The sequence below is a fragment of the Kitasatospora sp. SUK 42 genome (genome assembly GCF_015776785.2).
Taxonomy (GTDB): Bacteria; Actinomycetota; Actinomycetes; order Streptomycetales; family Streptomycetaceae; genus Kitasatospora.
The window spans coordinates 640,841-666,874 of sequence record NZ_LFMD02000007.1 but is presented as its reverse complement, the minus strand read 5'-3'; the positions used below and the strand labels follow the sequence as shown (position 1 = coordinate 666,874).

27 protein-coding genes are annotated in these 26,034 nt (G+C 74.5%); 14 read left to right on the top strand and 13 right to left on the bottom strand.

What is annotated here, in order from left to right:
• Nucleotides 1–32: 32 nt before the first annotated feature.
• Nucleotides 33–1,181: a glycosyltransferase gene (locus RZ50_RS24640; RefSeq protein WP_196948587.1), complete on the bottom strand. Its 1,149-nt coding sequence runs from the start codon at nt 1,179–1,181 to the stop codon at nt 33–35.
• Between the two features lie 57 nt (nt 1,182–1,238).
• On the opposite strand from RZ50_RS24640, the gene RZ50_RS24635 reads away from it, so the two are divergent.
• Complete coding sequence (locus tag RZ50_RS24635) at nt 1,239–2,009, top strand: glutamate racemase (RefSeq protein ID WP_196948588.1); 771 nt, start codon at nt 1,239–1,241, stop codon at nt 2,007–2,009.
• A gap of 296 nt (nt 2,010–2,305) precedes the next feature.
• Here RZ50_RS24635 and RZ50_RS24630 read toward each other — a convergent pair whose 3' ends face one another.
• Complete coding sequence (locus RZ50_RS24630) at nt 2,306–3,361, bottom strand: polysaccharide deacetylase family protein (RefSeq protein ID WP_254803042.1); 1,056 nt, start codon at nt 3,359–3,361, stop codon at nt 2,306–2,308.
• A 342-nt stretch (nt 3,362–3,703) separates the two neighbouring features.
• Between RZ50_RS24630 and RZ50_RS24625 the strand changes: the two genes are divergently transcribed.
• From RZ50_RS24625 to RZ50_RS24615, 3 genes are all read left to right on the top strand, one after another.
• Nucleotides 3,704–3,976: a hypothetical protein gene (locus tag RZ50_RS24625; RefSeq protein WP_196948589.1), complete on the top strand. Its 273-nt coding sequence runs from the start codon at nt 3,704–3,706 to the stop codon at nt 3,974–3,976.
• 285 nt (nt 3,977–4,261) lie between these two features.
• Complete coding sequence (locus RZ50_RS24620) at nt 4,262–4,795, top strand: sugar transferase (RefSeq protein ID WP_196948590.1); 534 nt, start codon at nt 4,262–4,264, stop codon at nt 4,793–4,795.
• A gap of 67 nt (nt 4,796–4,862) precedes the next feature.
• Nucleotides 4,863–5,351, top strand: coding sequence for an NUDIX domain-containing protein (locus RZ50_RS24615; RefSeq protein WP_196948591.1), 489 nt, complete (start codon nt 4,863–4,865; stop codon nt 5,349–5,351).
• 10 nt (nt 5,352–5,361) lie between these two features.
• Here the strand turns inward: RZ50_RS24615 and RZ50_RS24610 are convergent, their stop codons facing one another.
• Nucleotides 5,362–5,901, bottom strand: a complete 540-nt coding sequence (locus RZ50_RS24610; protein WP_196948592.1) for a PTS-dependent dihydroxyacetone kinase phosphotransferase subunit DhaM — start codon at nt 5,899–5,901, stop codon at nt 5,362–5,364.
• Nucleotides 5,902–6,244: 343 nt separating this feature from the next.
• On the opposite strand from RZ50_RS24610, the gene RZ50_RS24605 reads away from it, so the two are divergent.
• From RZ50_RS24605 to RZ50_RS24595, 4 genes are all read left to right on the top strand, one after another.
• Entirely contained in the window at nt 6,245–6,475 is a 231-nt protein-coding gene (locus tag RZ50_RS24605) for a DUF397 domain-containing protein (protein WP_196948609.1), read from the top strand.
• Nucleotides 6,476–7,280: 805 nt separating this feature from the next.
• Entirely contained in the window at nt 7,281–7,775 is a 495-nt protein-coding gene (locus RZ50_RS24600) for a hypothetical protein (protein ID WP_196948593.1), read from the top strand.
• A 66-nt stretch (nt 7,776–7,841) separates the two neighbouring features.
• Nucleotides 7,842–7,925: a putative leader peptide gene (locus tag RZ50_RS30365; protein WP_374199997.1), complete on the top strand. Its 84-nt coding sequence runs from the start codon at nt 7,842–7,844 to the stop codon at nt 7,923–7,925.
• A 167-nt stretch (nt 7,926–8,092) separates the two neighbouring features.
• A complete protein-coding gene (locus tag RZ50_RS24595) occupies nt 8,093–9,412 on the top strand; it encodes an acyl-CoA dehydrogenase family protein (RefSeq protein WP_196948594.1) in 1,320 nt (439 codons plus the stop codon).
• Between the two features lie 13 nt (nt 9,413–9,425).
• On the opposite strand, the gene RZ50_RS24590 is transcribed toward RZ50_RS24595, so the two are convergent.
• Nucleotides 9,426–10,637: an aminoglycoside phosphotransferase family protein gene (locus RZ50_RS24590; protein WP_254803041.1), complete on the bottom strand. Its 1,212-nt coding sequence runs from the start codon at nt 10,635–10,637 to the stop codon at nt 9,426–9,428.
• A gap of 470 nt (nt 10,638–11,107) precedes the next feature.
• Here RZ50_RS24590 and RZ50_RS24585 point away from each other — a divergent pair, with 470 nt between their 5' ends.
• On the top strand, nt 11,108–12,589 hold the full coding sequence (locus RZ50_RS24585) for a hypothetical protein (RefSeq protein ID WP_196948595.1): 1,482 nt from the start codon (nt 11,108–11,110) through the stop codon (nt 12,587–12,589).
• Between the two features lie 156 nt (nt 12,590–12,745).
• Here RZ50_RS24585 and RZ50_RS24580 read toward each other — a convergent pair whose 3' ends face one another.
• Entirely contained in the window at nt 12,746–13,300 is a 555-nt protein-coding gene (locus RZ50_RS24580) for a hypothetical protein (RefSeq protein WP_196948596.1), read from the bottom strand.
• A gap of 288 nt (nt 13,301–13,588) precedes the next feature.
• Between RZ50_RS24580 and RZ50_RS24575 the strand changes: the two genes are divergently transcribed.
• Nucleotides 13,589–15,085 (top strand): HEAT repeat domain-containing protein, encoded by a 1,497-nt coding sequence (locus tag RZ50_RS24575; RefSeq protein WP_196948597.1) that lies wholly within the window; start codon nt 13,589–13,591, stop codon nt 15,083–15,085.
• 91 nt (nt 15,086–15,176) lie between these two features.
• On the opposite strand, the gene RZ50_RS24570 is transcribed toward RZ50_RS24575, so the two are convergent.
• From RZ50_RS24570 to RZ50_RS24560, 3 genes are all read right to left on the bottom strand, one after another.
• Nucleotides 15,177–16,019: an undecaprenyl-diphosphate phosphatase gene (locus RZ50_RS24570; protein WP_374199996.1), complete on the bottom strand. Its 843-nt coding sequence runs from the start codon at nt 16,017–16,019 to the stop codon at nt 15,177–15,179.
• Between the two features lie 241 nt (nt 16,020–16,260).
• Complete coding sequence (locus RZ50_RS24565) at nt 16,261–16,977, bottom strand: bifunctional 2-polyprenyl-6-hydroxyphenol methylase/3-demethylubiquinol 3-O-methyltransferase UbiG (protein WP_196948599.1); 717 nt, start codon at nt 16,975–16,977, stop codon at nt 16,261–16,263.
• Nucleotides 16,978–17,076: 99 nt separating this feature from the next.
• Nucleotides 17,077–17,604, bottom strand: coding sequence for a PadR family transcriptional regulator (locus RZ50_RS24560; protein ID WP_196948600.1), 528 nt, complete (start codon nt 17,602–17,604; stop codon nt 17,077–17,079).
• Between the two features lie 111 nt (nt 17,605–17,715).
• On the opposite strand from RZ50_RS24560, the gene RZ50_RS24555 reads away from it, so the two are divergent.
• Nucleotides 17,716–18,486 (top strand): alpha/beta fold hydrolase, encoded by a 771-nt coding sequence (locus tag RZ50_RS24555; RefSeq protein WP_196948601.1) that lies wholly within the window; start codon nt 17,716–17,718, stop codon nt 18,484–18,486.
• A 60-nt stretch (nt 18,487–18,546) separates the two neighbouring features.
• On the top strand, nt 18,547–19,482 hold the full coding sequence (locus RZ50_RS24550; protein ID WP_196948602.1) for an aminoglycoside phosphotransferase family protein: 936 nt from the start codon (nt 18,547–18,549) through the stop codon (nt 19,480–19,482).
• A gap of 78 nt (nt 19,483–19,560) precedes the next feature.
• Here the strand turns inward: RZ50_RS24550 and RZ50_RS24545 are convergent, their stop codons facing one another.
• The 5 genes from RZ50_RS24545 to RZ50_RS24525 all read right to left on the bottom strand — a co-directional run bounded on the left by RZ50_RS24545 (nt 19,561) and on the right by RZ50_RS24525 (nt 23,350).
• Entirely contained in the window at nt 19,561–20,424 is an 864-nt protein-coding gene (locus tag RZ50_RS24545; RefSeq protein WP_196948603.1) for a biotin-dependent carboxyltransferase family protein, read from the bottom strand.
• Nucleotides 20,425–20,457: 33 nt separating this feature from the next.
• A complete protein-coding gene (gene pxpB / locus RZ50_RS24540) occupies nt 20,458–21,084 on the bottom strand; it encodes a 5-oxoprolinase subunit PxpB (RefSeq protein ID WP_196948604.1) in 627 nt (208 codons plus the stop codon).
• 77 nt (nt 21,085–21,161) lie between these two features.
• Entirely contained in the window at nt 21,162–21,938 is a 777-nt protein-coding gene (locus tag RZ50_RS24535; protein WP_308272202.1) for a 5-oxoprolinase subunit PxpA, read from the bottom strand.
• A gap of 142 nt (nt 21,939–22,080) precedes the next feature.
• A complete protein-coding gene (locus tag RZ50_RS24530) occupies nt 22,081–22,254 on the bottom strand; it encodes a hypothetical protein (protein ID WP_196948605.1) in 174 nt (57 codons plus the stop codon).
• A gap of 58 nt (nt 22,255–22,312) precedes the next feature.
• Nucleotides 22,313–23,350: an IPT/TIG domain-containing protein gene (locus RZ50_RS24525; protein ID WP_196948606.1), complete on the bottom strand. Its 1,038-nt coding sequence runs from the start codon at nt 23,348–23,350 to the stop codon at nt 22,313–22,315.
• Between the two features lie 194 nt (nt 23,351–23,544).
• Between RZ50_RS24525 and RZ50_RS24520 the strand changes: the two genes are divergently transcribed.
• The gene (locus RZ50_RS24520) at nt 23,545–25,080 is read left to right on the top strand and encodes a hypothetical protein (protein ID WP_196948612.1); all 1,536 of its coding nucleotides are present in this window, start codon (nt 23,545–23,547) and stop codon (nt 25,078–25,080) included.
• Nucleotides 25,081–25,141: 61 nt separating this feature from the next.
• A complete protein-coding gene (locus RZ50_RS24515; RefSeq protein ID WP_196948607.1) occupies nt 25,142–26,017 on the top strand; it encodes a hypothetical protein in 876 nt (291 codons plus the stop codon).
• Nucleotides 26,018–26,034 lie beyond the last annotated feature (17 nt).

Genomic DNA, 26,034 nt, shown 5'->3' with positions numbered 1-26,034 from the left:
GGATCCGCCGGGGCCGGCGCGGCGGGGAATTCTCACCCCCGCGAGTACGTCCGGCCCTTCCAGGCCGAGCCCCGGCCGCGCCAGTGCTGCACCGCCGAGTCCACCGTCATCAGCAGGTACAGCACGGCGGTGAACGGCAGCAGCAGGACCGCCGCGGCCGGCCGCCCGTAGTACCGCACCATCGGCAGGTAGGTGCCCGCCATCAGCGCCCAGGCCGCCGCGCCGACGCCCGCCACCAGCGGTGCCCCCGCGACCAGCCCGGCCACCGCCGCCACCGGCGGCACCAGGTACACCAGGAGCAGCCCCAGCACCGTCCCGAGCAGCAGCGCCGGCGAGTGCCTCAACTGGGCGTACGCGCTGCGCGACACCATCCGCCACAGCTGCTCCAGCCGGGGGTACGGGCGGACGCTGTCCACCTCCCCGGCCAGGCCCAGCCAGATCCGACCGCCCGAGGACTTCACCGCCCGGGCCAGCGACACGTCGTCGATCACCGCGCCCCGGATCGCGGCCACTCCGCCCGCGCGCTCCAGCGCCTCCCGCCGCACCAGCGAGCAGCCGCCCGCCGCGGCCGCCGTCCGGCCGTCGGGGCGGTTGCTCCACCGGAACGGGTACAGCTGGGCGAAGAAGTACACGAACGCCGGGACGACCAACCGCTCCCAGCCGGTCTCCACCCGCAGCCGGGCCATCTGCGACACCAGGTCGAGACCGTTGCTCTCGGCGGCGGCCACCAGCTCGGCCAGCGAATCCGGGCCGTGCGCGATGTCCGCGTCCGTGAGCAGCAGGTACTCGACGTCCGGACCGGCCAGCTCCACCCCGTGCCGCAGCGCCCACAGCTTGCCCGTCCAGCCCGGCGGCAGCGGGGGAGGGGTGGTGACGGTCAGCTCCAGCCCGTCGATCGTCCGCAGCGCCGCCGCCAGTGCGCCGGTGTCGTCCGAGCTGTGGTCGTCCACCAGGATCACCCGCGCCCGCCCCGGGTACTTCTGCGCCAGCAGGCTCGGCAGGCTCACCGGCAGCACCGCCGCCTCGTCCCGGGCCGGAACCACGATCGCCGCCTGCGGCCACCGCACCGGGGGGCGGCGCGGCGGCAGCCGCACGTCGGTGCGCCAGAACAAGCCGTGGCAGCACGCCAGCCAGAGCCAGACCAGCAGGGAGGACGAGGCGATCCACAGCAGGGCGGTCACCCCGGCAGTCTGCCGCAGAACGGGCCCCGAGGGGCGGATCGACTAAAGTCGTTCCCCGTGAAGATCGCACTGATGGACTCCGGAATCGGCCTGTTGGCCGCCGCCGCCGCCCTTCGGAAGCTGCGCCCGGACGTCGATCTGGTGCTGTCCTCCGACCCGGCCTCGATGCCCTGGGGGCCGCGCACCCCCGAAGAGGTCACCGAACTCGCCCTCGGCTGCTGCCGGGCGGCGGCGGCCCTGGAGCCGGACGCACTGGTGATCGCCTGCAACACGGCCTCGGTCCACGCGCTCGCCACCCTGCGGGCCGAGCTCGAACCCGGACTGCCGGTCATCGGCACCGTCCCGGCGATCAAGCCCGCCGCCGCGCTCGGCGGACGCGTCGCCATCTGGGCGACCCCGGCCACCACCGGCAGCGCCTACCAGCGCGGCCTGATCCGCGACTTCGGCGGCACGGCCGAGGTCACCGAGGTCGCCTGCCCGGGCCTCGCGGACGCCGTCGAGCACGGTGACGACGACGCCATCACCGCCGCCATCGCCGACGCCGCCGCCCGTACGCCGACGGGCACCGACGTCATCGTCCTCGGCTGCACCCACTACGAACTCGTGGACGACCGCATCCGTGCCGCCGTCGCCCCCACCGCCTCCCCGGCCCTCACCCTGTTCGGCTCCGCCGACGCGGTCGCGGCCCAGGCCCTGCGCCGCGTCGCCGACCCCACGCGCACCGGCACCGGCACCCTCACCGTCCTGCACGCGGGCCGGCCGGCCACCCTCCCCGCCACCGCCACCCTCTACCCCCAGGGCGCGGCCCTCGCCACCCTCATTCCCTGACACCGGCACCCGCGGGGGAAGCCCCCGAAACCTCGCCCGACTCCTCGTGCGAGCGCCTCGGGGCATGAGGTCCGTGGCCCGGCGGGCATTCCGCATGCCTGTGAGGCACGCGGCCGGCCCGGCCTTCCCGCGTGCGTTGGTGGCGAACCGGGCACGGCACCCGGCCGGGATGTGATCGCCCGTTGGAGTGAGCACCCGCACGGGAAGTCGGTCCGTCCGACTTCCCGTGCGGGTGCTTTGTCCCCGAAGCCACCGCGTACGAAGTCGACTGCCCCGACTTCCCGTGCGGCGGGGTGTCAGGCGACGGCTTGGCGGCGCCAGCGGCGATAGGCGGGTTCGAGGCCGGAGAGGATCGTGTCGAAGCGGCGGGTGCTGGTGCTGGAGTCGACCTGGAGGCGGCTGATCTGGAGGGGGTGGGTGGGGATGCGGGGGCCGAGGCGGTGGTCGGAGAGGAAGCCGAGTCGGTAGCCGAGTTCCTGCAGGACGGTTTCCGCACGGGGGTCGTGGCCGCCGTCGGGGTAGGCGAAGGCGATCGGGGGTTCGCCGAGCCAGCGGGTGAGGGCCTCGTGGGCGCCGGTGATCTCGGCGCGGACCGTGGCGTCGTCGCAGCGGCCGAGGCACGGGTGCCCCTGGGTGTGGTTGCCGATGGCGACGCCGCCGTCCCGCAGGGCGAGCAGGTCGGCGGGGGTGAGCTGTTCCTGGCTGGGCGGCCGGCGGTCGGCGCTGACCCGCAGCTCGTGCAGGCTGCGGCGCCGGTCCGGATCGGGCATGGCCTTGAGCCGGCGGAGCAGCTGGGACGGGTGGCCGCAGTCGAGTGAGCGGGCGCGGCCGCCGTGCCGGGCGAGGAAGTCGGCCTCGTGCCACCAGAAGGGGCGCTCGGTGCCGATCAGCTCGGAGATGACGAAGGCGGTCGCGGGGATGCCGCGGGCGTCGAGGGCGGGCAGGGCGTGGGTGAGGACGCTCCGGTCGGCGTCGTCGAAGGTGACCAGGACGCTCCGGGGCGGCAGCGGCCGCCGCTCCGTGACGGCCTGGAGCACGGCCTCCAGCGAGACCGGGGTGGCCAGCCTCCGTAGCCGGTCGAGCTGGGCGCCGAAGGAACGGTGGTCGGTGACCCCGTGGTAGGCGAGGACGGCGAGCCGCTGGGCGGCCCGGGCCCGGAACAGCGGTTGTACGGGGGCGAACCGCAGCCATTCGCCCCGCGCGTCCTGCTGTTCCGCCTCAAGGGGCGGACGGCGCCGGTCCACGCCGTGGTGGTCGGCCGCGCACCCGGTGGGCGGCGGCAGTGCCCGGACGCCGGGGACGGGCCTGGCGCGGGCCATGGAGATCGATGTGGTGGACTGGGACTGCGGCAACGGTTCCCCCTCGGTCGCCGAGCGGCGTGGCGGTACCGCCGGAGGACGGAGCCCGGCCTCCGACTCCAGACGGCGGCGGCTCCGCCATCTGGGTATTTCCGGTTTCCGGTGGGGGGTTCACACCCGTCCCGGGAACGGCTCCTGGATCACTCGATGCCATTGAGACCGCTGCACCGGGTGGATGGTTGTACCGGGGGGACGAGGATTTTTCGTGGACTGATTGTGGAGCTCGGACACGTTTCCACGGGCCGGCACCACACCCTGACGGGCGGTCGTGCGAAGTGCCGGAGGACTCACTCCGCGCGGGCTGCCTCCGGGGCCCGCCCGGGGTACCTTGGGCTCATGGCAGATGCGGACCGTGATCACTTGCACCTGCACGGTGCGACCCGGATGGCGCGCGCCTGGAGCGGCTGCGCCTTGGTCACCCACCGGGTTCCGCTGACCGTGACGGGCCTGGCCTGCCTGGCGCTGGGCATCGTCGTGGCGGTGACCGTTCCGGACAGTGACGGACCGGCCTGGGCGATGGCGGTGGCCGGCTGCCTGGCGACGGGCGTCCTGCTGCTCGGCCGGATCGCCTTCGGGGTGCTCCGCTACCGGCGGGGCACCGCTCTCTAGCGGCGCCTCCGCGCGGGCCCCGGGGCAGGGCCGCTCCGCCGGAACCCCTCGGCCGGGGATTCCCCCGAACGGGGAGTGGGGAACTGCGGGGCGATGGATCAGTAGATCGAGTGAAATTGGTCAGATCGACCGAATTTCGGCGTGTCTGACAATCTTCTTCCGCCTTCTTTCACCATTCCCGGGCACCGGCTTCATCCCCCCTCTACTGTGAATGCGTTCTCGCTGCTCGAAGCGCCGTGGAGGGGGAGCGATGAGCGGCAGACCGGACAGCGCCGTGTCCGCCTCATGAAACGCGGTGGCGACCTCGCCCTCGCCGCCCTGGCCGCGATCGTGGCGCTCCCGCTGGGCCTGCTGATCGCCGTCCTGCTCCGCTGCACCACCGGCGGCCCGGTGCTCCAGCGGCAGACCCGCGCCGGACGGCACGGCCGCGAGTTCCAGCTCCTGCGCTTCCGGACCGGCCGGGACGGCCGCCTCGGCACCCTGCTGCGCCGCACCGGCCTGGACGAGCTGCCGCGGCTGTGGAACGTCGCCCGCGGCGAGATGGGGGTGATCGGCCCCGGCCCGGACCGTCCCGACCAGGTGCTCCGCTACTCGCGCCGCGAGCGCGGCCGCCTCGCCGTACGGCCCGGACTCACCGGCTGGGCCCAGCTCCACACCGGCCACCCGCCCGGCCCGCCGCCGGACCGGGCCGAACTCGACCTCTGGTACGTCGAGAACCGCTCGCTCCGCCTCGACCTGCGCATCCTCGCCCTCACCGTCCTCGCCCTGCTGAGTCCGCCCGGCGGCCGGCCCGGCGATCCGCCCACCCGGCGCCCGTAGGGCTGCCGCAGGTACGAGCCGCCCACCCGTACGAGCCGTTCGAGACCGGCTCGATAGGCTGCGCCACATGGCCATTCCCCCCTTCCTCGCCGAACTCCGCGCCGTGGTGGGCAACCGCCCGCTCTGGCTGAGCGCCGTCGTCGCCGTCGTGCTGGACGACCGCGACCGGGTGCTGCTCACCCGCCGGGCCGACGACGGCCGGTGGGCGCCGGTCGGCGGCATCCTCGACCCCGGGGAGCAGCCCGCCGACTGCGTGGTGCGCGAGTGCCTGGAGGAGACCGGGGTGGTGGTCGTGCCCGAGCTGCTCGCCTCGGCCACCGTCTCGCCCGAGGTCACCTACCCGAACGGCGATGTGACGCAGTACCTGGTGCTGACCTTCCGCTGCCGGGCGGTCGGCGGCGAGGCCCGGGTGAACGACGACGAGTCGCTGGCGGTGGGCTGGTTCGGGCTGGACGAACTGCCGCCGATGATCGATTCCGAGCACGACCGGCTGCGGCACGCGCTGGAGTCCCGCGGGCCGGCGGTCTACACCTGGGAGGGCAGGGAGCGCCCGTAGCCCGAACGGCTCAGCCCTTGCCCTGCCGGTAGGCCTCCTCGGCCGCGTCCAGCACCGCCGCCAGGTCCCCGCCGGCGGTGGCGGTGGCGGTGGCGGCCACCGCGCCCTCGACGAACGGCGCGTTGGCGAAGCGCACCGGGAACGGCAGCCCGTGCTCGTCGGCCTCCGACAGCAGGGCCCGTACGGTGCCGACCGCGGTGCCCAGGTCGGCGAGCACCACCACGCCGTGGCCCTGGTCGACCCGCCGGGTGGCGGCGGCCACCAGCACCGCGCTGATGCCCGGTCCGTCGGACGGGTCGCCGCCGGTCGCGGCGACCGGCGCGGGGGAGTCGGATCCGGTCAGCGCGAGCGCCAGGTCCCGTACGGCGGTGGCCAGTTCCCGGCTGTGCGAGACCAGGACGATCCCGACCCGGCCGTGGGTGGCGGGCCGGGAGGGGGTCGGCCGGGGCAGCGGGGTGCGCGCGGTCGGGGTGCGGGGCGCCGGGGGGTGGGCCGAGGGGGCGTCGGAGATGGGGATGACGTCGGCGCGGGTGCCGTCCCGGCGGCTCATCGGCTGCTCCCTAGAACGGGTCGTGGGTGGGCGGTGGACGGGGTGCTGGTCGAGCGGCGGTCAGGAGGGCCCAGGGCCCGTACGGGGCCGCGGTGCGGCCGGCGTGCGGCGTGCGGGGCCGTGCCCGCCTCCTGGCAGCACTCTGGCAGCTGCCCGGGGCCCCCGCCGGTCGGGACACGCTCCACCCGGTCTCAAGCGTTCCTCCGCCGGTTCTCCACCCCGTCGGGGGAGTCCTCGTGAACCCGCTGACCGGCGTGGGCGGGGTGACTAGGCTGACCGGGGAAAGCCGTCGGGAGGAGATCGATCAGTGACGACAGTGAACAGCGGGACGGACACCGGGGCGATCGGCGCCGAGCCGGAGCCGGCACCGAACGGGAAGCCGAAGGTGGACTTCACCGGGGCCGAGTGGCTGTGCAGCAGCCAGGGCGTCGGGGACGTCCAGATCGCGTTCGTGGACGGGTACATCGGGATGCGGGACGGCCGGCAGGAGGACGGGCCGATCCTGGTCTTCACCCCGGCCGAGTGGCGGGCCTTCGTGCTCGGCGCCCGGGACGGCGAGTTCGACCTCACCTGAGCGCCCGGCCTCGTCCGAGCGACAGGCCCCGCCCGAGTTGACCGGCCTCGCCTGAGTTGACCGGCAGGTCCCCGCGGAGCGGCCCCCGCCCGGTGCCGAGCACGGCAGCGGGCGGGAACGGGCGGATCCGTTCCGTGGATGATTTCGACACCGATCATCACAACTGATGATCTATTGAGCGTGCCCCGTCAGAATTTCTGTTGACTGTTAGACAAACGCAGCTCAGAGTATGAGCACAGGCAGACGCCGTGCCCACCGCCCCCACGCGGCCAGACACGGCGCCTGCTGTGCAGCCCGGCAGCGCTGCCAGGCCATGCCTCCCAGTCATCCCCTGCGCACCGGGGTGCGTCGGCCGGTCCCGGCCCACGAGGGGCCGGCAGTCGCCGGGAGGCTGGCGCCGAAGCCCGAGAGCGACTCGGATGACGGCACCTGTGCTCGGGACCCGCACGCCCCCACGCGGCGGCGTCCCGAGCAGATCCACGGGAGCGACGGGCCGGGGCCCCGCGGATCTGGCTCTTGTTGCATGGAACTGTTGGCTTGTGTTGCGCTGTGTGCGACGACGAAGCTGGGTGCTCGGCAGTTCGGCACGACAAGTGCACAGTGAGGGAAACGCGTGTAGGGCCGCGTTGCGACATGCCGTCCCCCCGAAGGGTGAAACCCAGAACGGCTGTCGTGCTGAACCGAACGTAGCCCGGACGGTTGCTCAGAGTCAACATTGGTCTCTGAGCGTCGATCTCCGGCCGGTGCCCCGTCGGCGCCCCACCCACCTCGCGAGCGTGGTGTGCTGGGCACGTACGATGTTCCCATGTCTTTTCTCCGCCGTCGCTCCGGCCAGCCCGCCGGTCCGGACTTCGACGTGCTCGCCATGGACCCGGGCGACTGGCCCGGCGACTTCGGTGCGGCCATGATGACCGGCCCGGACGGCTCCTGCCAGGGGATTTTCCTGCGCTACGACCTGTTCGGCGGCAGAGGCCCGGCGATGTTCATCGGCAACCTCCCCGAGGGCTCGCCCGCCCGGGAGACCGGCGACGGCGTGCCCTTCGAGGTGCGGCAGCTGCTCGCGGCGCTGGAGAACGACGAGCCGGTCGAGTTCGCCTCGGCCGAGGACTTCCCGGTGATGCTCGGGGACGACCTGCTGATCGTGAAGAAGGTCAAGGTCAGCGAGGAACGCGTGTTCTGCGCCCAGTTCGGCCGCAGCGACGGCGTCCTGGTCACCATCGCGTCGTGGGACCGACCGATTTCGGACGACCTGTATCAGCTGCTGAAGCCGCTCCCGGCGGACATGTTCCAGCAGGGCTGACCGCCCCCTGCCCGGGGGCCGGACGCTGCTTGACGGTATCGATCACAGGTTCGTAAAGTCGCGGACATGTCGTGCCGTTTTCCGTTGCTGACCCGCCGCAGGCACCTGGACCTGCGACGCACCGCCAGCGCGGCGTGTCCGGGCCGCTGAGGGGGATTCGTCCCCGTGGCGGCGGGTGGCCGACCGGACCGGGTCGGCGCCGAATCCGGGGGCGCGCCGTGCGCTGACCTCCGGAGCCGCTGACCGGTTCCGCGCGCCCGTACGGCGTGCCGTCCGCACTCGCTGAGCCCACGCTGCCGCCCGGAGGCACCAGCACCATGACGATCACCGCCGCCACCGACCGCCCGTCGGACGACCGTTCGCCCAATGAACGTTCGTCCGATGATCGTTCCACCGTCGAACGCCCCTCGAACGACCGGCGCCGGACCGAACCCTCGAACGACCGGGGCCGAGACGAGCCGTCGGGTTCCGGCCATTCCGCGCCCGACCGCTCGGCGGTCGAGGCCGCCCTGGCCGGGCTGCCCCGGGTGGTCGACCTGCTCGCCGCCCGCGCCGAGGAGCACGACCGCGACGCCACCTTCCCGTACCAGGGCATCGAGGCGGTCCACGAGGCCGGCCTGCTCACCCTGACCGTCTCCGAGCGGTACGGCGGACCGGGCGGCACGCTCGCCGACACCGTCCGGGTGCTCGCCCAACTCGGCCGCGGCGACGCCTCGGTGGCGGTGGTCACCGCCTGCACCCTGCTCCAGCACGCCGAGCAGGCCCGCCGCGCGAGCTGGCCGACGGCCGGCTACCGGCGACTGCTCACCGAGTCCCGGCGCGGGCCCGCGCTGGTCAACACGCTCCGGGCCGAGCCCGGCGGCCGGCCGGGCGAACTGCCCGGGACGGTGGCCCGGCGGGACGGCTCCGGCTGGCTGTTGACCGGCCGGAAGACCTACTGCACCGGCGCCGAGGCGCTGGCCTGGATGGCGGTCACCGCGCGGACCGACGAGCCCGAGCCGAGGGTCGGGACCTTCCTGGTCCGCGGCGAGAGCGAGGGCCTGGAGATCGACCCGACCTGGGACCAGCTCGGCCTGCGGGCCAGCGCCAGCCACGACGTCGTGCTCGACCGGGTCCGGGTGCCGGCCGAACTCGCGCTCGGACTCGGCACTCCTGCCCGCCAGGACGACGCGGAGGTCCAACTCGCCCGCGCCTGGCACGATCTGGCCCTCTCCGCGGTGGCGATCGGTGTCGCCCGGGCCGCGGAGTCCTGGCTGGTCCGCTTCCTCAACCAGCGCACCCCGGCCAACCTGACCGAACCGCTCGGCACCCTGCCCCGCTACCGCTGCGCGCTCGGCGAGATCGAGGCCCAACTGATCGGCGCCGAGGAACTGGTGGCGGGCCTGGCCCCCCGGGTGGACCGGGGCGAGCCGGACGCCGTGGCCCGGACCGGCCCGGCCCACCTGCTGGCCACCCGGGCCGCCACCGCGGCGGTCCAGCAGGCGGTCGCACTCACCGGCAACCCGGGGCTGAGCCGGCGTCACCCGCTGGAGCGCTACCTGCGGGACGTGCTCAGCAGCCGGGTGCACCTGGCGCCGGACGAGACCGTGCTGGAGGCCGCCGGCCGGGCCGCCCTGGAGCGGGGCGCCCGGCCGTGACGGCCCGCTGGACTCAGCGCGTCCCGACCGCGGCCCGGACGGCCCGACGGGCCAGCGCGGCGTCGTCGTAGAGCCGGCGGATCATGATCCGCTGCTCCTCGCCGGCGCCCGGCACGTCGTACAGCCGGATCTCCCGCATCAGCACCAGCACCAGGTTCACCAGGAACGCGTCCCGGGCCATCGTGCCGCCGCTCTGGGCGAGTTGGCTGATCTGGCGACGGGCCGCGGTGTCGCCGGAGAGCACGCTCCACAGCACCGCCAGGTCGTAGCCCGGCAGGTACCAGCCGGCCTGCTCCCAGTCGACCAGGACCGGCCCGGACGGCGCCAGCAGCATGTTGCTCAGCAGCGCGTCGCCGTGGCACAGCTGCAGCGGGGTGTGGCCGAGGCCGTGCAGCAGGCCGCGCAGGTCGCCGGCGTCCCGGTCGGTGAGCTGGCCCACCGAGTGGTAGCGGGCGATCTCCAACTGGTAGTCCAGGCGCGGCCGGAACACGTCGCTCGGCGGCCGCCACAGGTTCAGCGTCCGTACGGCGCCGAGCAGCGCCCGTACCTCGCCCGGGGTGGGCGCGTTGACCGGGTGGCGCTCGCGGGCCGCCGGGCGCCCCGGAACGCGCTCCATGACCAGCACGCAGCGGTCGTGGTCGGCCGCGACCAGCCGGGGCAGCCGCACCGGCGGGCGGTGCCGGACGAACGCCCGGTAGACCGCGACCTCGTGGTGGAAGTCGGCCACCAGCTGCTCGAAGTACTCACTCCGCACCGCCTGCGGCGCCAGGCACTTGGCGACCACCGGAGCCCGCCCGATGGTGCCCGCCACCAGGATGTGGCGGCTGCCCTCGCGCAGTACCTGGCGCGGGGTGAACGCGGGACATATCCGCGCGACACCGGCCAGCGCGGCCCGCACGGCCGGGGTCTGCAGCGCCGCCGGGTCGATCCGCTCCGGCCCGGCGGGCTGGCCGGGCCGCCGGGCCCGCAGCACCTGGCCGTCGATCTGACGGGCGAGCGGGAGGCGGTGCCCGGCCGGCGGCGCGGCCTCGGGGCCGCGCAGTCCCAGCGCCGTACGGCCGACCGGGACCAGGGTGTCCGTCGACCGGCCCTCGGTGCCGCGAGGAGCCGCCGGACGGCTCGTCGGGGGCACCTGCTTGGGACCGGGACGGCCGGCGGCTGCGGTGGGGGGTCGCAGCGCGGCGCGGGTCGCGGTCGGCGTGGGGGTCGTCGCTGAGGAGTACATGGGCTGAGGGTGGTCCCTTCCGGTCCGTCGGGGGGTTCGCCCCGCGGGGGCGGGGGAGGGCCGGTGCCGTGTGCTTCCTGGCATGACGGCGGCCCTGCTTCGGTGGATGGTGCGCGAGCGCCGGGCACGGACGCGGGGTAGGGGAACCCCTGTTCGGCGGTGTTCCGGCCGTCCGCACCCTGGGGAATGCGGTCGGCCGGACTGCCGCGGCCGTGCCCGGCGCTCCCGCGCCACCCGGCCGCGCCACCCCCTCGGGTGAGGGCCGGGAGCGTTCCGTGCCACCGCCGGGGGAGTGCCCCGACGCCGGTGGAACGCCGTCCGACCCGCGAGGCGGGGTGGCGCACCTCTACAACACACCCTCCGGGCACTGGCTTAGTAGTCTGGCGGGCCCTGGCGAACGGTGGCGAATGCTCGCCTGGCACTTGCCCGAACCTCTAGCCTCGGAGGAGCCGAGGAACCTGGGGGCTTCGTTGAGCAGGGGACCCAACACCCGACTCGCCGATCTGTTCGTCCTGACCGGATGGTCCAAGGGCGAACTCGCACGGCTGGTCAACCGTCGGGGTGCCGCGATGGGGCAGCAGCAGTTGTCCACCGACACGTCGAGGGTACGACGCTGGATCGAGCAGGGGGAGATTCCCCGCGATCCGGTGCCGCGGGTGCTGGCGGCCGTGTTCACGGAGCGGCTCGGACGTGTCGTCACCACTGAGGACCTCGGTCTGGAACGACACCGGCCCACCAGGTCCGGAGCGGAGTCGTCCGCGGCAGTGCCGTGGTCGCCGGATCGAACAGCCGCGGTCCTCACCGAGTTCACGGGAATGGACCTCATGCTGAACCGACGTGGATTGGTGGGCGCGGGAGCCGCGCTCACGGCAGGAGCGGTCATCGCCGACTCGCTGAAGGGCTGGCTGGGCGGGGACGCGGTCGCGTACGCGGCCTCCGTCCCCGGGCCGCGCCAGGTGGTCACCGGGGGCGGGGCACGCCCGGCGGTGGACGTGTACGACGCGGGCCCGGTCGGGCTCGACGAGGTGGAGTCGCTGGAGCGGTCGGTGCAGGTGTTCCGCGCCTGGGACGCGGCGCGCGGCGGCGGGCTCCAGCGCAAGGCGGTGGTCGGCCAACTCAACGAGGTGGGTGGACTGCTGACGCACCGGCACTCACCGGCGGTGGAGCAGCGCCTGTGGCTGGTGGCGGCCAACCTGGCGGTGCTGGCCGGCTGGATGTCGCACGACGTGGGTCTGGAGCCCACCGCCCAGCGGTACTTCATGATCGCGGCCGAGGCGGCCAAGGAGGCCGGGGACCGGCCGCGGACCGGTGAGGCGATCTCCCGGGCCGCGCGTCAGATGGTGCACCTGGGCCGGGCCGACGACGCGATCGAGCTCATGACGGCGGCCAAGGCGGGGGGCGGCCGGCTGCTGCCGAGAACGCGCGCGATGTTCAACACCGTCGAGGCCTGGGCGCGCGCCTCGATCGGGCACTCGCAGGACACCCATCGGCTGCTCGGCGAGGCCGAGGACCTGTTCGCCGAGGAGTCGCCGGAGCCGCCGCCGTCCTGGATGCAGATCTTCGACGAGGCGGAGCTGCGCGGGATGCAGGCCCTGGCGCTGCGCACCCTGGCCGAGCACGACCCGGCCGCCGCCGCCCGGGCCCGGCGGCACGCGGAGCGGGTGATCACCTTGCGCGAGGGCACCGGGCAGTTGCGTTCGGCGCTGTTCGACCGGATCACCCTGGCGTCGGTGCACTGGCTCACCGGGGACCCGGAGGCGGCGGAGTTCCAGGCCCGGGCGGTGCTGGACCTGATCGGCCAGAACTCCTCGCACCGGACGTGGGACCGGCTGCGCGAGATGCACCGGTTGACCGCGCGGTACCAGGGACTGCCGGTGGTGGACGACCTGCGGGCGGAGCTCGGCCGGGAGCTGCGGGCGGCCGATGCGAAGAAGCGGCTGCGGTCGATGTGAGCGGGCCACGGCCGGCGTGAACGGTCGGGCGCGCGCCGGAGGCGGGAGTACTCCGGGGTGCGCCGGGGCACGCCGGTGCTCGTCGCGGACTGGCGGGGTGTGGTGCGAAGTGGGGGCGCGCGTTCAAGGTGGCGCGCGCCCGGGGTGGCGCGCGGCTCAGATCGGCGGGGCGGGCCGGAGCAGCATCCGCAGCGCGGTGACGGTGCCGTCCGCGCCGAGCACGGGCTCGCCCGCGCAGTCGACGCTGTCGTGCCGCCCGCCGGGTCGGCGGATCCGCAGGGTGCCGGCGGCCGGGCGGCCGTGCACCAGGGCGTCGGTCATCATCCGGCGCAGCAGCGGCCGGTCCGCCTCCGGGAGGCGGTCGGGCAGCCGGTCGAGGCTGAGTGGGCCGTGGTCGGGGTCGCACCCGAGGAGGACGTAGGTCTCCGGGTTCCAGTGGACGCCGTCGGTCAGCAGGTCCCACTCGGCCGAGCCGATGGTGCCGTCGTCGATGCCGCCGTCGGTGCCGCCGTCGTTGAGGTGCGGGCCGGACGGCTCCTGTGCCGTTCCGTCCACTCTGCCGTCCGTTCCGCTCTCGGAGCCGCCGTCCGACTCGTCGCGGGCGTGGTCCGTTCCGCCCGCCCGTCCCGCGCCAGGGCCGTCCGTGCCCGCCGGGGCGACGTCGGCCGTGGCGGTGTCCGGCGGGCGGGCGGTGCCTAAAGGCATGGTCATGGCAGGTCCATAGCTCTGGTGCGGCCCGCGGGGTGTGGGCCGGTCGGGTAGTGAGAAGACTGTCGCACGGGGTTCTGACCGTTGCGGGCGATTTGGACAGATCGCACGCAAAATTCCTCTGGCATATGCCACTGTGGCAGCAGCACTCGTCGCCCTGTGTGCGGACGGGGGTCCGAGGCGGTAACCTTCGGTGATTCCGGCGCCCGGGCGCCCACCGCAGTACCGACCAGAGACCCCGGCGACGGAAATCCCGTTGCCACTACGACCGCCGCAACGGATGCTGACCTCATGTTCGAGCCAGTGATAGCACCCAGTGCCAGCCTCCTCGGCCTCCTGCAGCGAGGCCGCGGTGACGGGCAGCTCCATGCGCTGGCCGCCGACCGCGCCGAGGCCATCGCCGCGCTGGAGGAGTGCGTCACCAGGGATCCGCGAGCCGACTGGCAGGTCGAGAGCCGCTCCCTCTACTACGCCCGTCTCTACATGGAGCTGGAAGCCTCCCTCGACGGGATCGAGGACCACCTCCACGCCGCCGAGGACCTCGTCAGCGACGACGAGAGCCGCACCGGTCTCGCCCTCTCCGTCCTGGGCCACCTCGCCGCGTACGGCCGGCGCGACGCGCTGCTGATGCTGCGCGAGTACGCCGCCACCGGCGCCAACTGGGCCTGGGCCCTGGACGAGCTCGCCCTGCGCGACGACGACCGCGGCCTGCTGCTGCTCGGCACCGCTGTGCTGGACCGCTTCGCGCCGGGCCCCGAGGGCGACGCCGAACTGCGTGAGTTCATCCGCAACGCGTACGAGCCCCGGCCCTGGCGGCTCTGGGCGGCCTACCACCCGAGAGTGGCCGCGGCCAGCGAGCACTCCCCCTTCGATCTCTGGCAGCGCCAGCTCAACCGCAGCGGCGTCACCCCGGGCTGGTCCACCGCCGACGTGCTGGCCTGGGCCGACCAGGGCGAGCTGGGCGGCCTCGGCGTCGGCGCCTTCCTGGGCCGTCCCGAGCCCGCGAGTACCGACGAGGACCCGTCCGGCCCGGACGCGGTGGACCGCCGCGCCGCCGCGGCCGCCCGCTGTCTGACCGCCGTGGTCCGGCCCGAGGACCGGCCCGTCCTGCTGGAGGCCGCCCGCGACGGCCTGCCCGGCGCCCGGCGGTGCGCGCTGCGCTACCTGGTCGACCAGCGGGACGCGGCCGCCCTCGAACTGATCGAGGTCGCCGCAGCTGACGTGGACGACCGGATCGTGCGGGCCGCACTGGAGCTGCTCGGCCGGATGCGCGGCCCGGAGGTGCTGGTGCAGGCCCGCCGCTGGGCGGACCCGGCCAGTGGGGGAGCCGACAGCGCGCTCGGCGAGGCCGCCGTCCAGCTGCTCGCCGACGCCGGGGAGCCGGCCGACGCGCCGCTGGTGGTCGCCGGGCTGCGCCGCTGGATCTCCGTGCGCGGGGTCAGCGGTACCGGACTGGGGTCACTGGTCGACGGTGCGGGGCGGCTGGCCGCCGCCGACGCCGTACCGGTCCTGCGCCACATCTACGGGGAGGCCGCCTCCTCCGAACTGCGTGGCCGCGCGGCCCGGGCGCTCGCCGCCACCGATGTGCACTTCCCCGAGGGGCCCGCGGTCGAGTGCCTCTGGGACTGCGAGGAGTCCACGCGTGAGCTCGCCGCGCGCCATGTCGCCACCACGGGCGACGCGCGTGTGCTGGAGCGGTTGCGAAGGCTCGCCGCCGACCCGGCCGAGGAGGCCGAGGTCCATGCCGCCGTGCGCGGCCGACTGACCGCCCGGGAGTCCGGGCGCTAGGTCCTCGACGTCCAGTGGGCCGGGGCACCCCTCGCGGGTGTCCCGGCCCACTGCTGTCCTCGGAGAACCGCGGTGTTTCTGGAACCGCGTTCTACTTGATCGAGCCCGCGTCCGGGGCCAGGACGCCGCCCGCCACCAGGCCGATGATCAGAGCGCCGAGCAGCACCCGGTAGACCACGAACGGCAGGAAGCTGCGGCGCGAGATGTACTTCAGGAACCAGGAGATCACCGCGTAGCCGACCACGAAGGCGATCACGGTGGCCAGGATGGTCGGGCCCCAGGCCGGGGCCGGGCCCTCGCCGATCTTGAACAGCTCCAGCGTCCCCGAGGCCAGCACCGCCGGGATCGCGAGCAGGAAGGAGTAGCGGGCCGCCGCCTCCCGGCTGTAGCCGAGCAGCAGGCCCGCACTGATCGTGCCGCCGGAGCGGGAGACGCCCGGGATCAGCGCCAGGGCCTGGGCGAGACCGTAGGCGCCGGCGTGCGGCAGGGTCAGGTCGGTGATCGGACGGGCGTGGCGGATGGCGCGGGTGCGGTCGGCGAACGCCAGGATCAGGCCGAAGACGATCAGCGTGGTGCCGATGATCCGGAGATCGCGCAGATGAGTCTCGATGCTGTCCTGGAACAGCTTGCCGAGGATGCCGATCGGCAGGGTGCCGATGATCACGAACCAGCCCATCCGGGCGTCCGGGTCGGAGCGCAGCGCGGGGCGGAACAGCGACAGCGCCCAGGTCCGGACGATCGCGACGATGTCCCGGCGGAAGTAGATCAGCACCGCGGCCTCGGTGCCCAGCTGGGTGACCGCGGTGAAGGCCGCGCCGGGGTCGTCCCAGCCCAACAGGGCGGAGGAGACCCGCAGATGGGCGCTGGAGGAGACGGGCAGGAACTCGGTGAGCCCCTGGATCAGGCCGAGGACGGCCCCGTGGAACCAGTCGATCACCGGACACCCGCCAGGGGTATCCGGCGGTCGACGTGCTGGTGCGGCATGTACGGGTCCTTGCGGGTCGGAAGGGGCGTGCGGACGACCGCGCCCCGCACGGCCCAGGCCGCGCAGGGACCCGGCGCGCCCGATGGTACGGGGTGAAGGTAACAGTTCTTTGTTCACCCTTTAACCGGACTTTGCGCACAGGGTCCTTTCGGCGCGTCAGCAGGCCCGGAGCGCCGGCCGGCCCGGAACGTCAGTCCACCGGCCGGGCCCGGACCCAGGTGCGGTCCTCCGTCAGATACGTTTCGACCCGCAGTCCGGCGTCCGCCAGGGCCCGCTCGAAGGCCTCCGTGGTGAGCGGGCGGGACAGGAAGGTCTGCGTCCAGGTGCCGTCCGGGAACTCGTACTCCGCGTGGACGGAGTTCACCCCCTCGCCCACCGGGGTGGCGGAGACGATCCGGGCCACCCCGTCCGTACCGGCGATCCGGCTCTCCCTCGGCACGTTGAGGTGCCAGTCCTCGCCCTCGCGCTGCACCAGCACGCAGCCGTCCCCGGTGACGTGGCGGCGGCAGGTCTCCAGCAGGCCCTGGCGGACCGCCGGGTCGCCCGCGTGCACCAGGAAGGAGGCGAGCATGACGACGTCGAAGCGCTCGCCGAGGTCCAGCCGCTCGATCGGGCTGCGCACCGTGCGGACCTCGGCGCGCACCCGGGCCAGCATCTCCGCGGACTCGTCCACGGCCGTGACGGTGAAGCCGCGGTCGGTCAGCGGGTGCGTCATCCGGCCGACGCCGCAGCCCAGTTCGAGGATGTTCGCGCCGGACGGCACGGCGCCCTCGATCACGTCCGGGGCGTCGCCGACGGGCAGGCGGGTCCACACCTCGACCGCGCAGCCGTCCGGAGTGATCGCGCCCGTGCCCGTTCCGTCGTAACCCTCGCGCCGTCCGTCGCTCGTGTTCGTGTTGTCGCTCATGGGGCCATCGGAACACGGGGGGAACGGGGGCGGAAGGCCGGTCGGGCGGCTTTCGGTCAGTTCGTCAGGGATCGTTCCCGTACGGGTGCTCGCGGTCCGTCAGCGGCCGTCGAGCTCGGCCAGGGTGGTGCGCAGCCAGTCGACCTCGGTGCCGGTCGTGGCGCGGGCGATCAGCAGCATGCCGCTCCGGAACGGGTCGGTGAACTCCTCGGCGGTGCGCGGGCGATCGTCCTCGTAGAAGAAGCTGGCCGGCTCGGAGAGGAAGGCCAGGCGGCGGCGGAGCACGGCGGCCTGGGCGGCCGGGTCGTCGAGGTGGCGCAGCGAGGCGAGCAGGATGAACCAGCGGTTCCCGTCGCTGATGTCGAGCGGTTCGGGCTCGCGCAGCCGGTCGAGCAGTGCGGTGCGGCCGGCCTCGGTGAGGTGCAGGGTGTGCCGGGGCGCGGCGGCGCTGCCGGGCTCGGTCTCGCGGACCAGCAGGCCGTCGGCCTCCAGCCGCTTGATCGCGGGGTAGAGCGTGCCGTCGCTGATCGGGCGGACGTGGCCGGTGAGCGCGGCGAGGTGGCGGCGCAGTTCGTAGCCGTGCAGCGGCCGGTCGTACAGGAACCCGAGGATCGCGAGCTTCAGCATGGGGCCACTCTCTCAGACCGTCCCTTGACCCGCCGGTATATCGGTTCCGAGATACATCGATGCCGAGGTATTGTCTCCGCGGTTCGAACTTCGACACAGGAGTGTGTGAGCATGCGCGCGGCCCCCGTCACCCCGAACGGCGACCAGATCCGCTGGGTCGAGCTGCCCGGCGCCGAGCCCGCCCGGCTCTACCTGCACGGGCTCGGCGCCAGCTCGCCCGTCTACTTCGCGGCCGCCGCCGCCCACCCGCTGCTCACCGGGCGCCGCTCGCTGCTGCTCGACCTGCTCGGCTTCGGCATCAGCGACCGGCCCGCCGACTTCGCCTACACCCTGGAGGCACACGCCGACACGGTCGCCACGGCGGTCGCGGCGGCCGGGCTGGACCGGGTCGAGGTGGTCGGCCACAGCATGGGCGGCGCGATCGCGATCGTCCTGGCGCACCGGCACCCCGGGCTGGTCTCGCGACTGCTCCTGGTGGACGCCAACCTGGACCCGATCGCCCCCGACCGGAAGCGGATCGGCAGCAGCGGCATCGCGAGCTACACCGAGGAGGAGTTCCTGGCCGGCGGCCGGGAGGAGGTCGCCGAGCAGGCCGGCCCGTTCTGGTGGTCCACGATGCGGCTGGCCGGGGCGGAGGGTCTGTACCGCAGCGCCCTGCACCTCGCCCGGGGGAGCGAGCCGACCATGCGCGAACTGCTGCTCGGGCTCGACCTTCCGCGCACCTTCCTGTATCCGGCGGTGGACGGCGAACCGGACGGCGCCGACGGGCTGCGCGCGGCGGGGGTGCGGGTGGTGGCGGTGCCGGACTGCGGGCACAACATCATGCTCGACAACCCCGAGGGCTTCGCCACGGAGGCCGCGGTCGCGCTCGGGCTGGGATGACGCGAACCCTCCGGGGGGCACGGCCTAGGGTGGAGGGAACCCCCGAGAGGAGTCCGCACGATGGCCGTCACCGTTCCACCCGCGCTGGCCGAGTCGCTCCAGGAGTTCCTCGGTGAGGACGGCCGCGCCTGGGCGGCCGGACTCCCCGCCCTGGCGGGTGAGTTGCTGGACCGCTGGGAGCTGCGCCCGGACGGTCCGGTGGCACACGGGGTGATCGGGCTGGTGCTGCCGGTGCGGCGCACCGACGGGGCGCCCGCGGTGCTCAAGCTCCAGCCGGTGGACGAGGAGACGGTGGGCGAGCCGGTCGCGCTGCGGGCCTGGGGCGGTCGCGGCGCCGTCCGGCTGCTCGACCACGAACCGGCCTCGGGCGCCATGCTGTTGGAGCGCCTGGACGCGTCCCGCTCACTGCTCGACCTGCCCGACGACCTCGCCGCGCTGCGCGTACTGGCCGACCTGCTGAGGGAGTTGACCCAACATCAAGCTCCCGCAGAACTGCGGACGTTGGCGGACGTGGCGGACGGGCTGCTGGCCCGGGCCCCGGCGGCGGGCGCGGCCCTCGCCGACGAGGACGAGCGGCGGCTGCTCGCGGACTGTGCGGCGGCCCTGCGCGAGGCCCGGGCCGAGCCGGGCGACCGGCTGCTGCACTGGGACCTGCACTACGGCAACGTCCTCGCCCCGCTGCCGGGTGGCGACCGCGGACCCTGGCTGGCCATCGACCCCAAGCCGCTGGCCGGGCACCCGGGTTTCGAGCTGCTGCCCGCGTTGCGCAACCGCTGGACGGACGTACTGGCCGCCGGCGACCCGGCCCGGGCGCTGCGGCGGCGCTTCGACCTGCTGGTGGAGGCGCTGGAGCTGGAGCGCGAGGTGGCGGCGGCCTGGACGCTCGGCCGGGTGCTGCAGAACGCGGTCTGGGGTACGGAGGAGGGGGAGACGGTACTCGATCCGGCCCAGCGCGCCATCGCCGAGCTGTTGTCGGGGCAGCGGGGGCGGGGCTGAGACCCGGCGCCCCCGCCCTCGGCGCCCCCGCTCTCAGTGCCCCACCCCTCAGTGCCCCGTCCCTCGGCGCCCCGTCCCTCAGTGCTCCCGCAGCAGGACGAACCGCACCGGCACCCCCGGCCGGGCCTGGGCGGCGGCCGCGAGGTCGACGGCCGGCACGACCCCGATCACCGGGTAGCCCCCGGTGGTCGGATGGTCGGCCAGGAAGACCACCGGCTGCCCGTCCGGCGGGATCTGCACCGCGCCCAACACCATGCCCTCGCTGGGCAGTTCACCGCCCCGGGCGCGGGCGACGGCCGGGCCCTCGGTGCGCAGCCCGATCCGGTTGCTCGTGGGGGAGACCCGGTACCCGTCGCGGGCCAGCCGGTCCACCGCCGAGGGGGCGAACCAGTCCGTGTGCGGGCCGAGCCGCAGCCGCAGCACCAGTTCGACCGGGGGCGCGGGCAGCGGCACCAGGTCGGGGCGGTCCCGGTACGGGGGGCGGGGGCCGACCGGCAGTCGGCCGTCCGCGGTGAGCGGGGCCGGCCCGAGGCCGGAGAGCAGATCGGCCGAGCGGCTGCCCAGCACCGGCGGGACGGCGATCCCGCCCGCCACCGAAAGGTAGCTGCGCACCCCTGCGGTCGCCGGACCCACCTCGACCACCGACCCGGCCGGCACCTCGACCGGCGCACCCCAGGCGGCCGCCCGTCCGTCCACCGTCACCGGGGCGGGCGCGCCGGTGACGGCGACCAGCACCGGGCCGAGGGCGCGCAGCGCGACCCCGCCGAGCGTGGTCTCCAGCCCGGCGGCGTCCGGCGCGTTGCCGACCAGCCGGTTCGCCGCCCGCAGCGCCGGTTGGTCCAGCGCCCCGGCCCTGGGCACCCCGAGGTGGGCGACGCCGCGCCGCCCCAGATCCTGGACGGTGGTCAGCGGTCCGGGCCGCACCACCAGTAGCTCGCTCAACTCCCCGCCCTCAAGGCCGACTTCCCCCTGCCGCTATGCCCGTACCGCCGTGAACCGCACCCGTACCCCCGGCGCCAGCAGCGCTGCCGGCTCCCGCGCGGGATCCCAGAGCGCCAGCGCCGTCCGCCCGATCAGCTGCCAGCCGCCGGGGGAGGAGTTCGGGTAGACGCCGGTGTACTCGCCGGCCAGGGCGACCGAGCCGACCGGGACGGAACTGCGCGGGGTGTCCCGGCGCGGGACGGCGTACCGCGCGGGCAGCCCGGCCAGATAGCCGAAGCCGGGCGCGAATCCGCAGAAGGCGACGGCGTACTCGTGCTCGGTGTGGATCCGTACGGCCGCCTCCTCGGAGACCTCCCACAGCGCCGCGACCCTCGCGAGGTCGGCGCCGTCGTACACCGTCGGCACCTCCACCAGCTCCCCGCCCGCCGCCGCGGCCCGGTCCGGACGGGCGGTGCGCAGCAGCGCCGCCACCGCCCCGACGTCGGCGACGCCGTCCAGCAGCACCGTTCGGGCGGCGGGGACCAGCTCCTCGACCTCGCCGAGGAGGCCCGCCGCCTGGTGCTCGCGCAGCCACCCGTACAGGGCGGCGACCTCCGCCGCCCCGGCGAGCTCGACCCGAAGCGCCCGCTCGCCGACCCGTCGTACCGACCCGGCCGTCATGAGCACACCTCCGCCGTCATACGCACGCCCCCACCGTCATGTGCGCCGCCCCCACCGTCACGCGCACGCCCCCACCGTCATGTGAACGCCTCCACCCGGACCCCGGCCGAGGCCAGGGCGCCGCGGATCCGCCAGGCCAGCTGGGCGGCGCCGGGCGTGTCGCCGTGGACGCACAGCGAGCGGGCCTGGACGTCGATCAGCTCGCCGCCGACGGCCTCCACCGTGCCGTCCCGGGCGATGCCGACCGCGCGGGTGATCACCGACTCGGGGTCGTGCACCACCGCGTCCGGGTCGCGGCGCGGGACGAGGGTGCCCGCCCAGGTGTAGGCGCGGTCGGCGAAGGCCTCGGTGACCACCGGCAGTCCGACGCCCTCGGCGACCGCGAGCAGCCGGGAGCCGGGCAGGCCGAGGACGGGCAGCGGCCCGTCGCAGATCGCGCCCGCCCGCAGGACCCCGGCCACCACGGCCTCGGCCTGCTCGGAGTCGGCGACCACCCGGTTGTAGAGGGCGCCGTGCGGTTTGACGTAGGAGACCCGGGATCCGGCCGCACGGGCGAAGACCTGGAGGGCGCCGATCTGGTACGCGATCTCGTCGGCCAGCTCCTCCGGGGGGACGTCCATCGCGCGGCGGCCGAAGCCTGCCAGGTCGCGGTAGGAGACCTGGGCGCCGATCCGAACGCCGCGCTCGGCGGCCAGCGCGCAGACCCGGCGCATGGTCGACGGGTCCCCGGCGTGGAAGCCGCAGGCGACGTTGGCACTGGTCACCACGGACAGCAGCGCCTCGTCGTCGGTCAGGCTCCAGCGCCCGAACCCCTCGCCGAGGTCAGCATTGAGATCGATCACCGCATCGGTCACGCCCGTCCGCCTCCCAGCAGCTGTTGAGCCAGATGGTAGGGCCTGTGGATGAAGGCCGTTGTTCGTGACCCGGGCCCCCGGAGGGCCCACCGGCGCGCTGCCGCGGCCGTGCGCCCCGGGGCGGCTCCGCCGTTCCGCCGACTCAGTTCACGACCGGGTGTCCTTGGAAGGAACGTTCCAGCGGGCGCACGGTACGCAGCACGATCAGCAGGGGGACGACGCCGAAGACACCGAACGACATATCGACAAATCGCCACACCAGCGGGATGCCTTGCGGGGACCCCGGACGCACGGATGCCCGGGTGCCGAGCGGCACCCGGGCATCCGTGGAACCGGCGCTGCCGCGTGTACCGGCGCTGCGCCGTGTACCCGCGCTACGCCGTGTAGGTGTACGTCAGCGGTGCGGTGGTCCCGCTCACCGTCGTCACCGTGACGTCCACCGGCCCGGGCTGGGTGGTCGGCGGCGGGTACGCCGAGCAGAACTTCGGGCCGCAGGAGTAGCGGGCGGCCGGCACGTCGCCGAACCGCACCGACCCGCCCGTCAGGTCGGTGCCCGAGATCCCGACCATGTTGCCGCCGGCCAGCGGCCCGCTGGCCGGGGACACACTGCCGGTGGTCGGTGCGGGCGGCGGCGGGGGCGGGGCCCCGGTGTAGTCGAAGGTGACCGGCGCCGTGGCCGTGCCGCCCGGCGTCACCACGCTGACCGGCGCGCTGCCCGAGCCGCCGGGCGTGGTCACCGTGCAGGAGGTGTCGGTACAGGTGCCCGGCGCCGGGACGCCGCCGACCAGCACCATCCCGTGGGTGAGGTTGCTCCCGCTGACGGTCACCGAGGTGCCGCCGACGCCCGGCCCGGTGGTGGTGTCCAGGCCGACCACCGCCGGCGGCGCCTGGACGGGCGGCGTCGAGGTGCTGCCGTCCGGGTTGACGGCCGTGATGTGGCCGGTCGGGTCGGTGTCGTTCGGGTTGCTCACCGTCGCGACCAGCTGGCCGGAGACCTGGGAGGGGTTGCCGTACACCCTGATCTTCATGAACTCGTACATCCCGGCCCGCCGGTTGCCGACCAGCACGGCGTCCAGGTGGCGGCCGTCCGGCGAGACGGTCTCGGAGAAGGTGTAGTCGTACGGCGTGGAGTAGAACATCCCGAGCTCGGTGGTGAACCCGGCCGGCAGGTCGAGGGTGATGTGGGTCGGCCCGGTGAGGTCGGCCGTCCCGGAGGACGTCCAGCCGAGCGAGAACTGGCCCGGCCCGGGCGGGGTGGTGCTCGGCAGGTAGCCGTACATCGAGACGGTCACGTGCTGCGCCGAGGGGCCGGGCGCGTCGGTCGGCGCGGCCGCGGCGACGGCGGCACCGGTGGTGAGAGTGGTCACGGACAGCGCGGCGGCGAGGCCCGCTTTCGCCAGTCGGGTGAACATGCGTCGATCATCATGGAACCTGTCCGCCGTCCTCACGGTTTTCTCGAATACCGGTTCGGGAATGGCGGAATTCCGTCGAAACCCAGTTCTGAATCCGGCGCGCACACCACCGGTCACCTGCCGTCGAGCCTGTCCGCTAGGTCCGTTTCGGTCGATGTCGGTGCGAACCTCTAATCTTGTCCACCGTGACCGCCATCGCTGACCCGCCCACCGAGCTCGGCCTCCGGCCGCCCGCCGGGCCCGCCGCCCCCGCGCGGCCCGCGCCCGGCCCCGCCGCCGACGAGGGCCTGGCCCGCCGGCTCAAGGCGCTGGCCTGCACCGCCCCGCTGCACGACCTGGACAACCGCAAGGTCAACCTGGCCGGCGAGTACGGCGGCTACGCGATGGCCGAGGTCGGCCTCGCCGCGATCGACCTGGTCACCCTGCACATGGACTTCGACACCGGGGCCGACCGCGACATAGTGCTCGCCCGGATGCTGCCCCGGGTCGCCGCCCAGGCGCCGGGCCGCCACAACGCCGAGCACGAGCGGGTCGCCCGCTGGGTGCTGGAGTCGCTGATCAACGTCGGCAGCGTGGACCGGGGCTTCCGCGCCGTCTACGGCACCTTCGGCGCGGACGGCGAGTACGTCCGCCGCGACTACGACTTCAAGCTGATCGAGGAGGTCCCCGGCCCCGACGGCGGCGTCTACCTGCGCACCACCGACGAGGCCGTCAACGTCCTGGTCGGCGCGCTCGACACCGACGTGACCTCGGCCCAGATCGCCGCCGAGGTCAAGCTGGAGGTGCTGATCCGCCGCGGCCGCCTGGCCGACGCCCAGCTCGCCGCCGAGCAGGCCCGCTACCGCACCGTCCAGTACGCCGAGACGCTGCGCCGCGCCCTCGACGCGACCCGCCGCAACGTCCGGGCGGTCGACTGGATGAAGGCGATCCCGGACCTCATCGACGAGGCGCTGGACCACATCGCCGACCGCTACCGGCACGAGAACGCGATTCTCACCAACATCCGCAAGGCCCGCGACGAGGCCGAGGACCCGGAGCACAAGCGCCGCGCCGCCGAGCTGGTCGACATCGTCAAGGACTGCATCCGCCGTCACACCCAGCTGCAGACCCGGCTGCTGGAGGCCGGCCCGCTGTTCCGCGCCGAGCAGGACCGACAGGCCTTCGCCACCCCCGGCCCCCGCAGCGGCATCGACCTGTACGGGCAACTGCTCGCCCCCGTGCTGCGGCTGCCGATAGAGCAGGCCGTCCGTCCCACCGGTGCCTTCTTCGCCCGCGGCGCCGGCCTGCGCACCCCCGTCTCGGTCCGCGTCGCCGACCTGGTCGACCTGCTGCTCACCCCGCCGGTCGAGCGCGAGCACCTCGGCGCCGAACTGCCCGACCCGGACCTCGTCGCCACCCCGGACGACAGCCGCTTCTCCGACGAGCAGCTGGAGACCGCGCTGGAGCTGCTCGACCTGCCCCCGGACGCCCCCCGCCGCCTCTCCGGCCTGTTGGAGGACGCCCGCAAGCAGGGCGGCACCGAACTGGCGTACCTGGTCGCCCTGCTCTCCGTGCACGCCGCCAGCCCGCCGGTCGGCACCGCCTACCGCCAGGGCGAGGAGCGGCTGCTGTTCGCCGTGGACGACGGCACCCCGCTGCGCGACCGGGACTTCGGCGGCGCCGACCTGATCGTCGGCAGCGCCCTGCTCGACGCGGTCGGCATGGCCGCCGACCGCAAGGACGCCGGCTGACCGCCCGGAACACCACCTTGACGAACCGCACCCACCGCGCCACCCCCGAGGAGCACCGCCCGTGACGACCCACCACGACACGTCCTGGGCGGCCGAGACCGAACCCGCGGCCCCCGCGCCGATCACCCCGGCCGACGTCGCCGACGCCGCCCGGCTGGTCTCCTTCGGTCTCCAGGCCAAGCTGCTGCCCGCCCGTGACGCCGAGTACGCCGAACTCGTCCGCCGCCACCGCGAGGACCCCCCGTTCGCCCGCCTCGCCGACGCCATCGCCACCGGCATGGGCTTGGTCGTCCTGGAGGTCTCGCCGCGGGCCGGCATGGCCGTCGCCGCCGCCGAGGACTCGCTGTTCGCCGTCCGGATGGGCGACTACTCCCGCCGCGCCGCCTCCGAGACCACCGACCGCTTCCTCCACGGCCTGGCCCACCTCGCCGTCGCCGCGATGGCCTTCCCCCGCCCCGAGGACCTCGCCGACGACGGCTACCTCGGCCGGATTACCGTCAACGGCGTCGACTCCTTCGTCCGCCAGGCCTGCCGCCGCCTGGAGGAGCAGGCCGACGCCGAGGGCGCCAACACCGACCCGGCCTCCGACGCCCCCGGCCTGGAGGCCGCCTGGCGGGTCTGGGCCCGGCGCACCGCCACCGGGGCCACCAAGGACGCCCGCCGGCTCTCCGGCTCCACCATCGGCATCGTCGCCAAGGCCGTCATGTTCCTGGTCGACTCCGGCTTCCTGCAGAAGGTCTCCGACGACTCCGGCGGCACCTACCGCACCACCGCCCGCTACCAGCTCCAGGTCCGCGACCTGGCCGGCAGCGCCGCGATGGCCGAACTGCTCGACCTCGGCATCGTCGCGGTCTCCGACGGCACCGCCAGCCTGCTGCCGCCGGACACCGGCGACGAGCTGGTCGCCGACGCCGGCCTGCCGTTCCACTCGCTCTGACCAACCCCCCGTCACGG

Bases quoted from the DNA above. Each gene is read 5' to 3' on its own strand.
- RZ50_RS24625 (WP_196948589.1), top strand. From the start codon at position 3,704: ATGGCAGATGCGGACCGTGATCACTTGCACCTGCACGGTGCGACCCGG.
- RZ50_RS24620 (WP_196948590.1), top strand. From the start codon at position 4,262: ATGAAACGCGGTGGCGACCTCGCCCTCGCCGCCCTGGCCGCGATCGTG.
- RZ50_RS24615 (WP_196948591.1), top strand. From the start codon at position 4,863: ATGGCCATTCCCCCCTTCCTCGCCGAACTCCGCGCCGTGGTGGGCAAC.
- RZ50_RS24610 (WP_196948592.1), bottom strand. From the start codon at position 5,901: ATGAGCCGCCGGGACGGCACCCGCGCCGACGTCATCCCCATCTCCGAC.
- RZ50_RS24600 (WP_196948593.1), top strand. From the start codon at position 7,281: ATGTCTTTTCTCCGCCGTCGCTCCGGCCAGCCCGCCGGTCCGGACTTC.
- RZ50_RS30365 (WP_374199997.1), top strand. From the start codon at position 7,842: ATGTCGTGCCGTTTTCCGTTGCTGACCCGCCGCAGGCACCTGGACCTG.
- RZ50_RS24595 (WP_196948594.1), top strand. From the start codon at position 8,093: ATGACGATCACCGCCGCCACCGACCGCCCGTCGGACGACCGTTCGCCC.
- RZ50_RS24590 (WP_254803041.1), bottom strand. From the start codon at position 10,637: ATGTACTCCTCAGCGACGACCCCCACGCCGACCGCGACCCGCGCCGCG.
- RZ50_RS24580 (WP_196948596.1), bottom strand. From the start codon at position 13,300: ATGACCATGCCTTTAGGCACCGCCCGCCCGCCGGACACCGCCACGGCC.
- RZ50_RS24575 (WP_196948597.1), top strand. From the start codon at position 13,589: ATGTTCGAGCCAGTGATAGCACCCAGTGCCAGCCTCCTCGGCCTCCTG.
- RZ50_RS24565 (WP_196948599.1), bottom strand. From the start codon at position 16,977: ATGAGCGACAACACGAACACGAGCGACGGACGGCGCGAGGGTTACGAC.
- RZ50_RS24560 (WP_196948600.1), bottom strand. From the start codon at position 17,604: ATGCTGAAGCTCGCGATCCTCGGGTTCCTGTACGACCGGCCGCTGCAC.
- RZ50_RS24555 (WP_196948601.1), top strand. From the start codon at position 17,716: ATGCGCGCGGCCCCCGTCACCCCGAACGGCGACCAGATCCGCTGGGTC.
- RZ50_RS24550 (WP_196948602.1), top strand. From the start codon at position 18,547: ATGGCCGTCACCGTTCCACCCGCGCTGGCCGAGTCGCTCCAGGAGTTC.
- pxpB (WP_196948604.1), bottom strand. From the start codon at position 21,084: ATGACGGCCGGGTCGGTACGACGGGTCGGCGAGCGGGCGCTTCGGGTC.
- RZ50_RS24525 (WP_196948606.1), bottom strand. From the start codon at position 23,350: ATGTTCACCCGACTGGCGAAAGCGGGCCTCGCCGCCGCGCTGTCCGTG.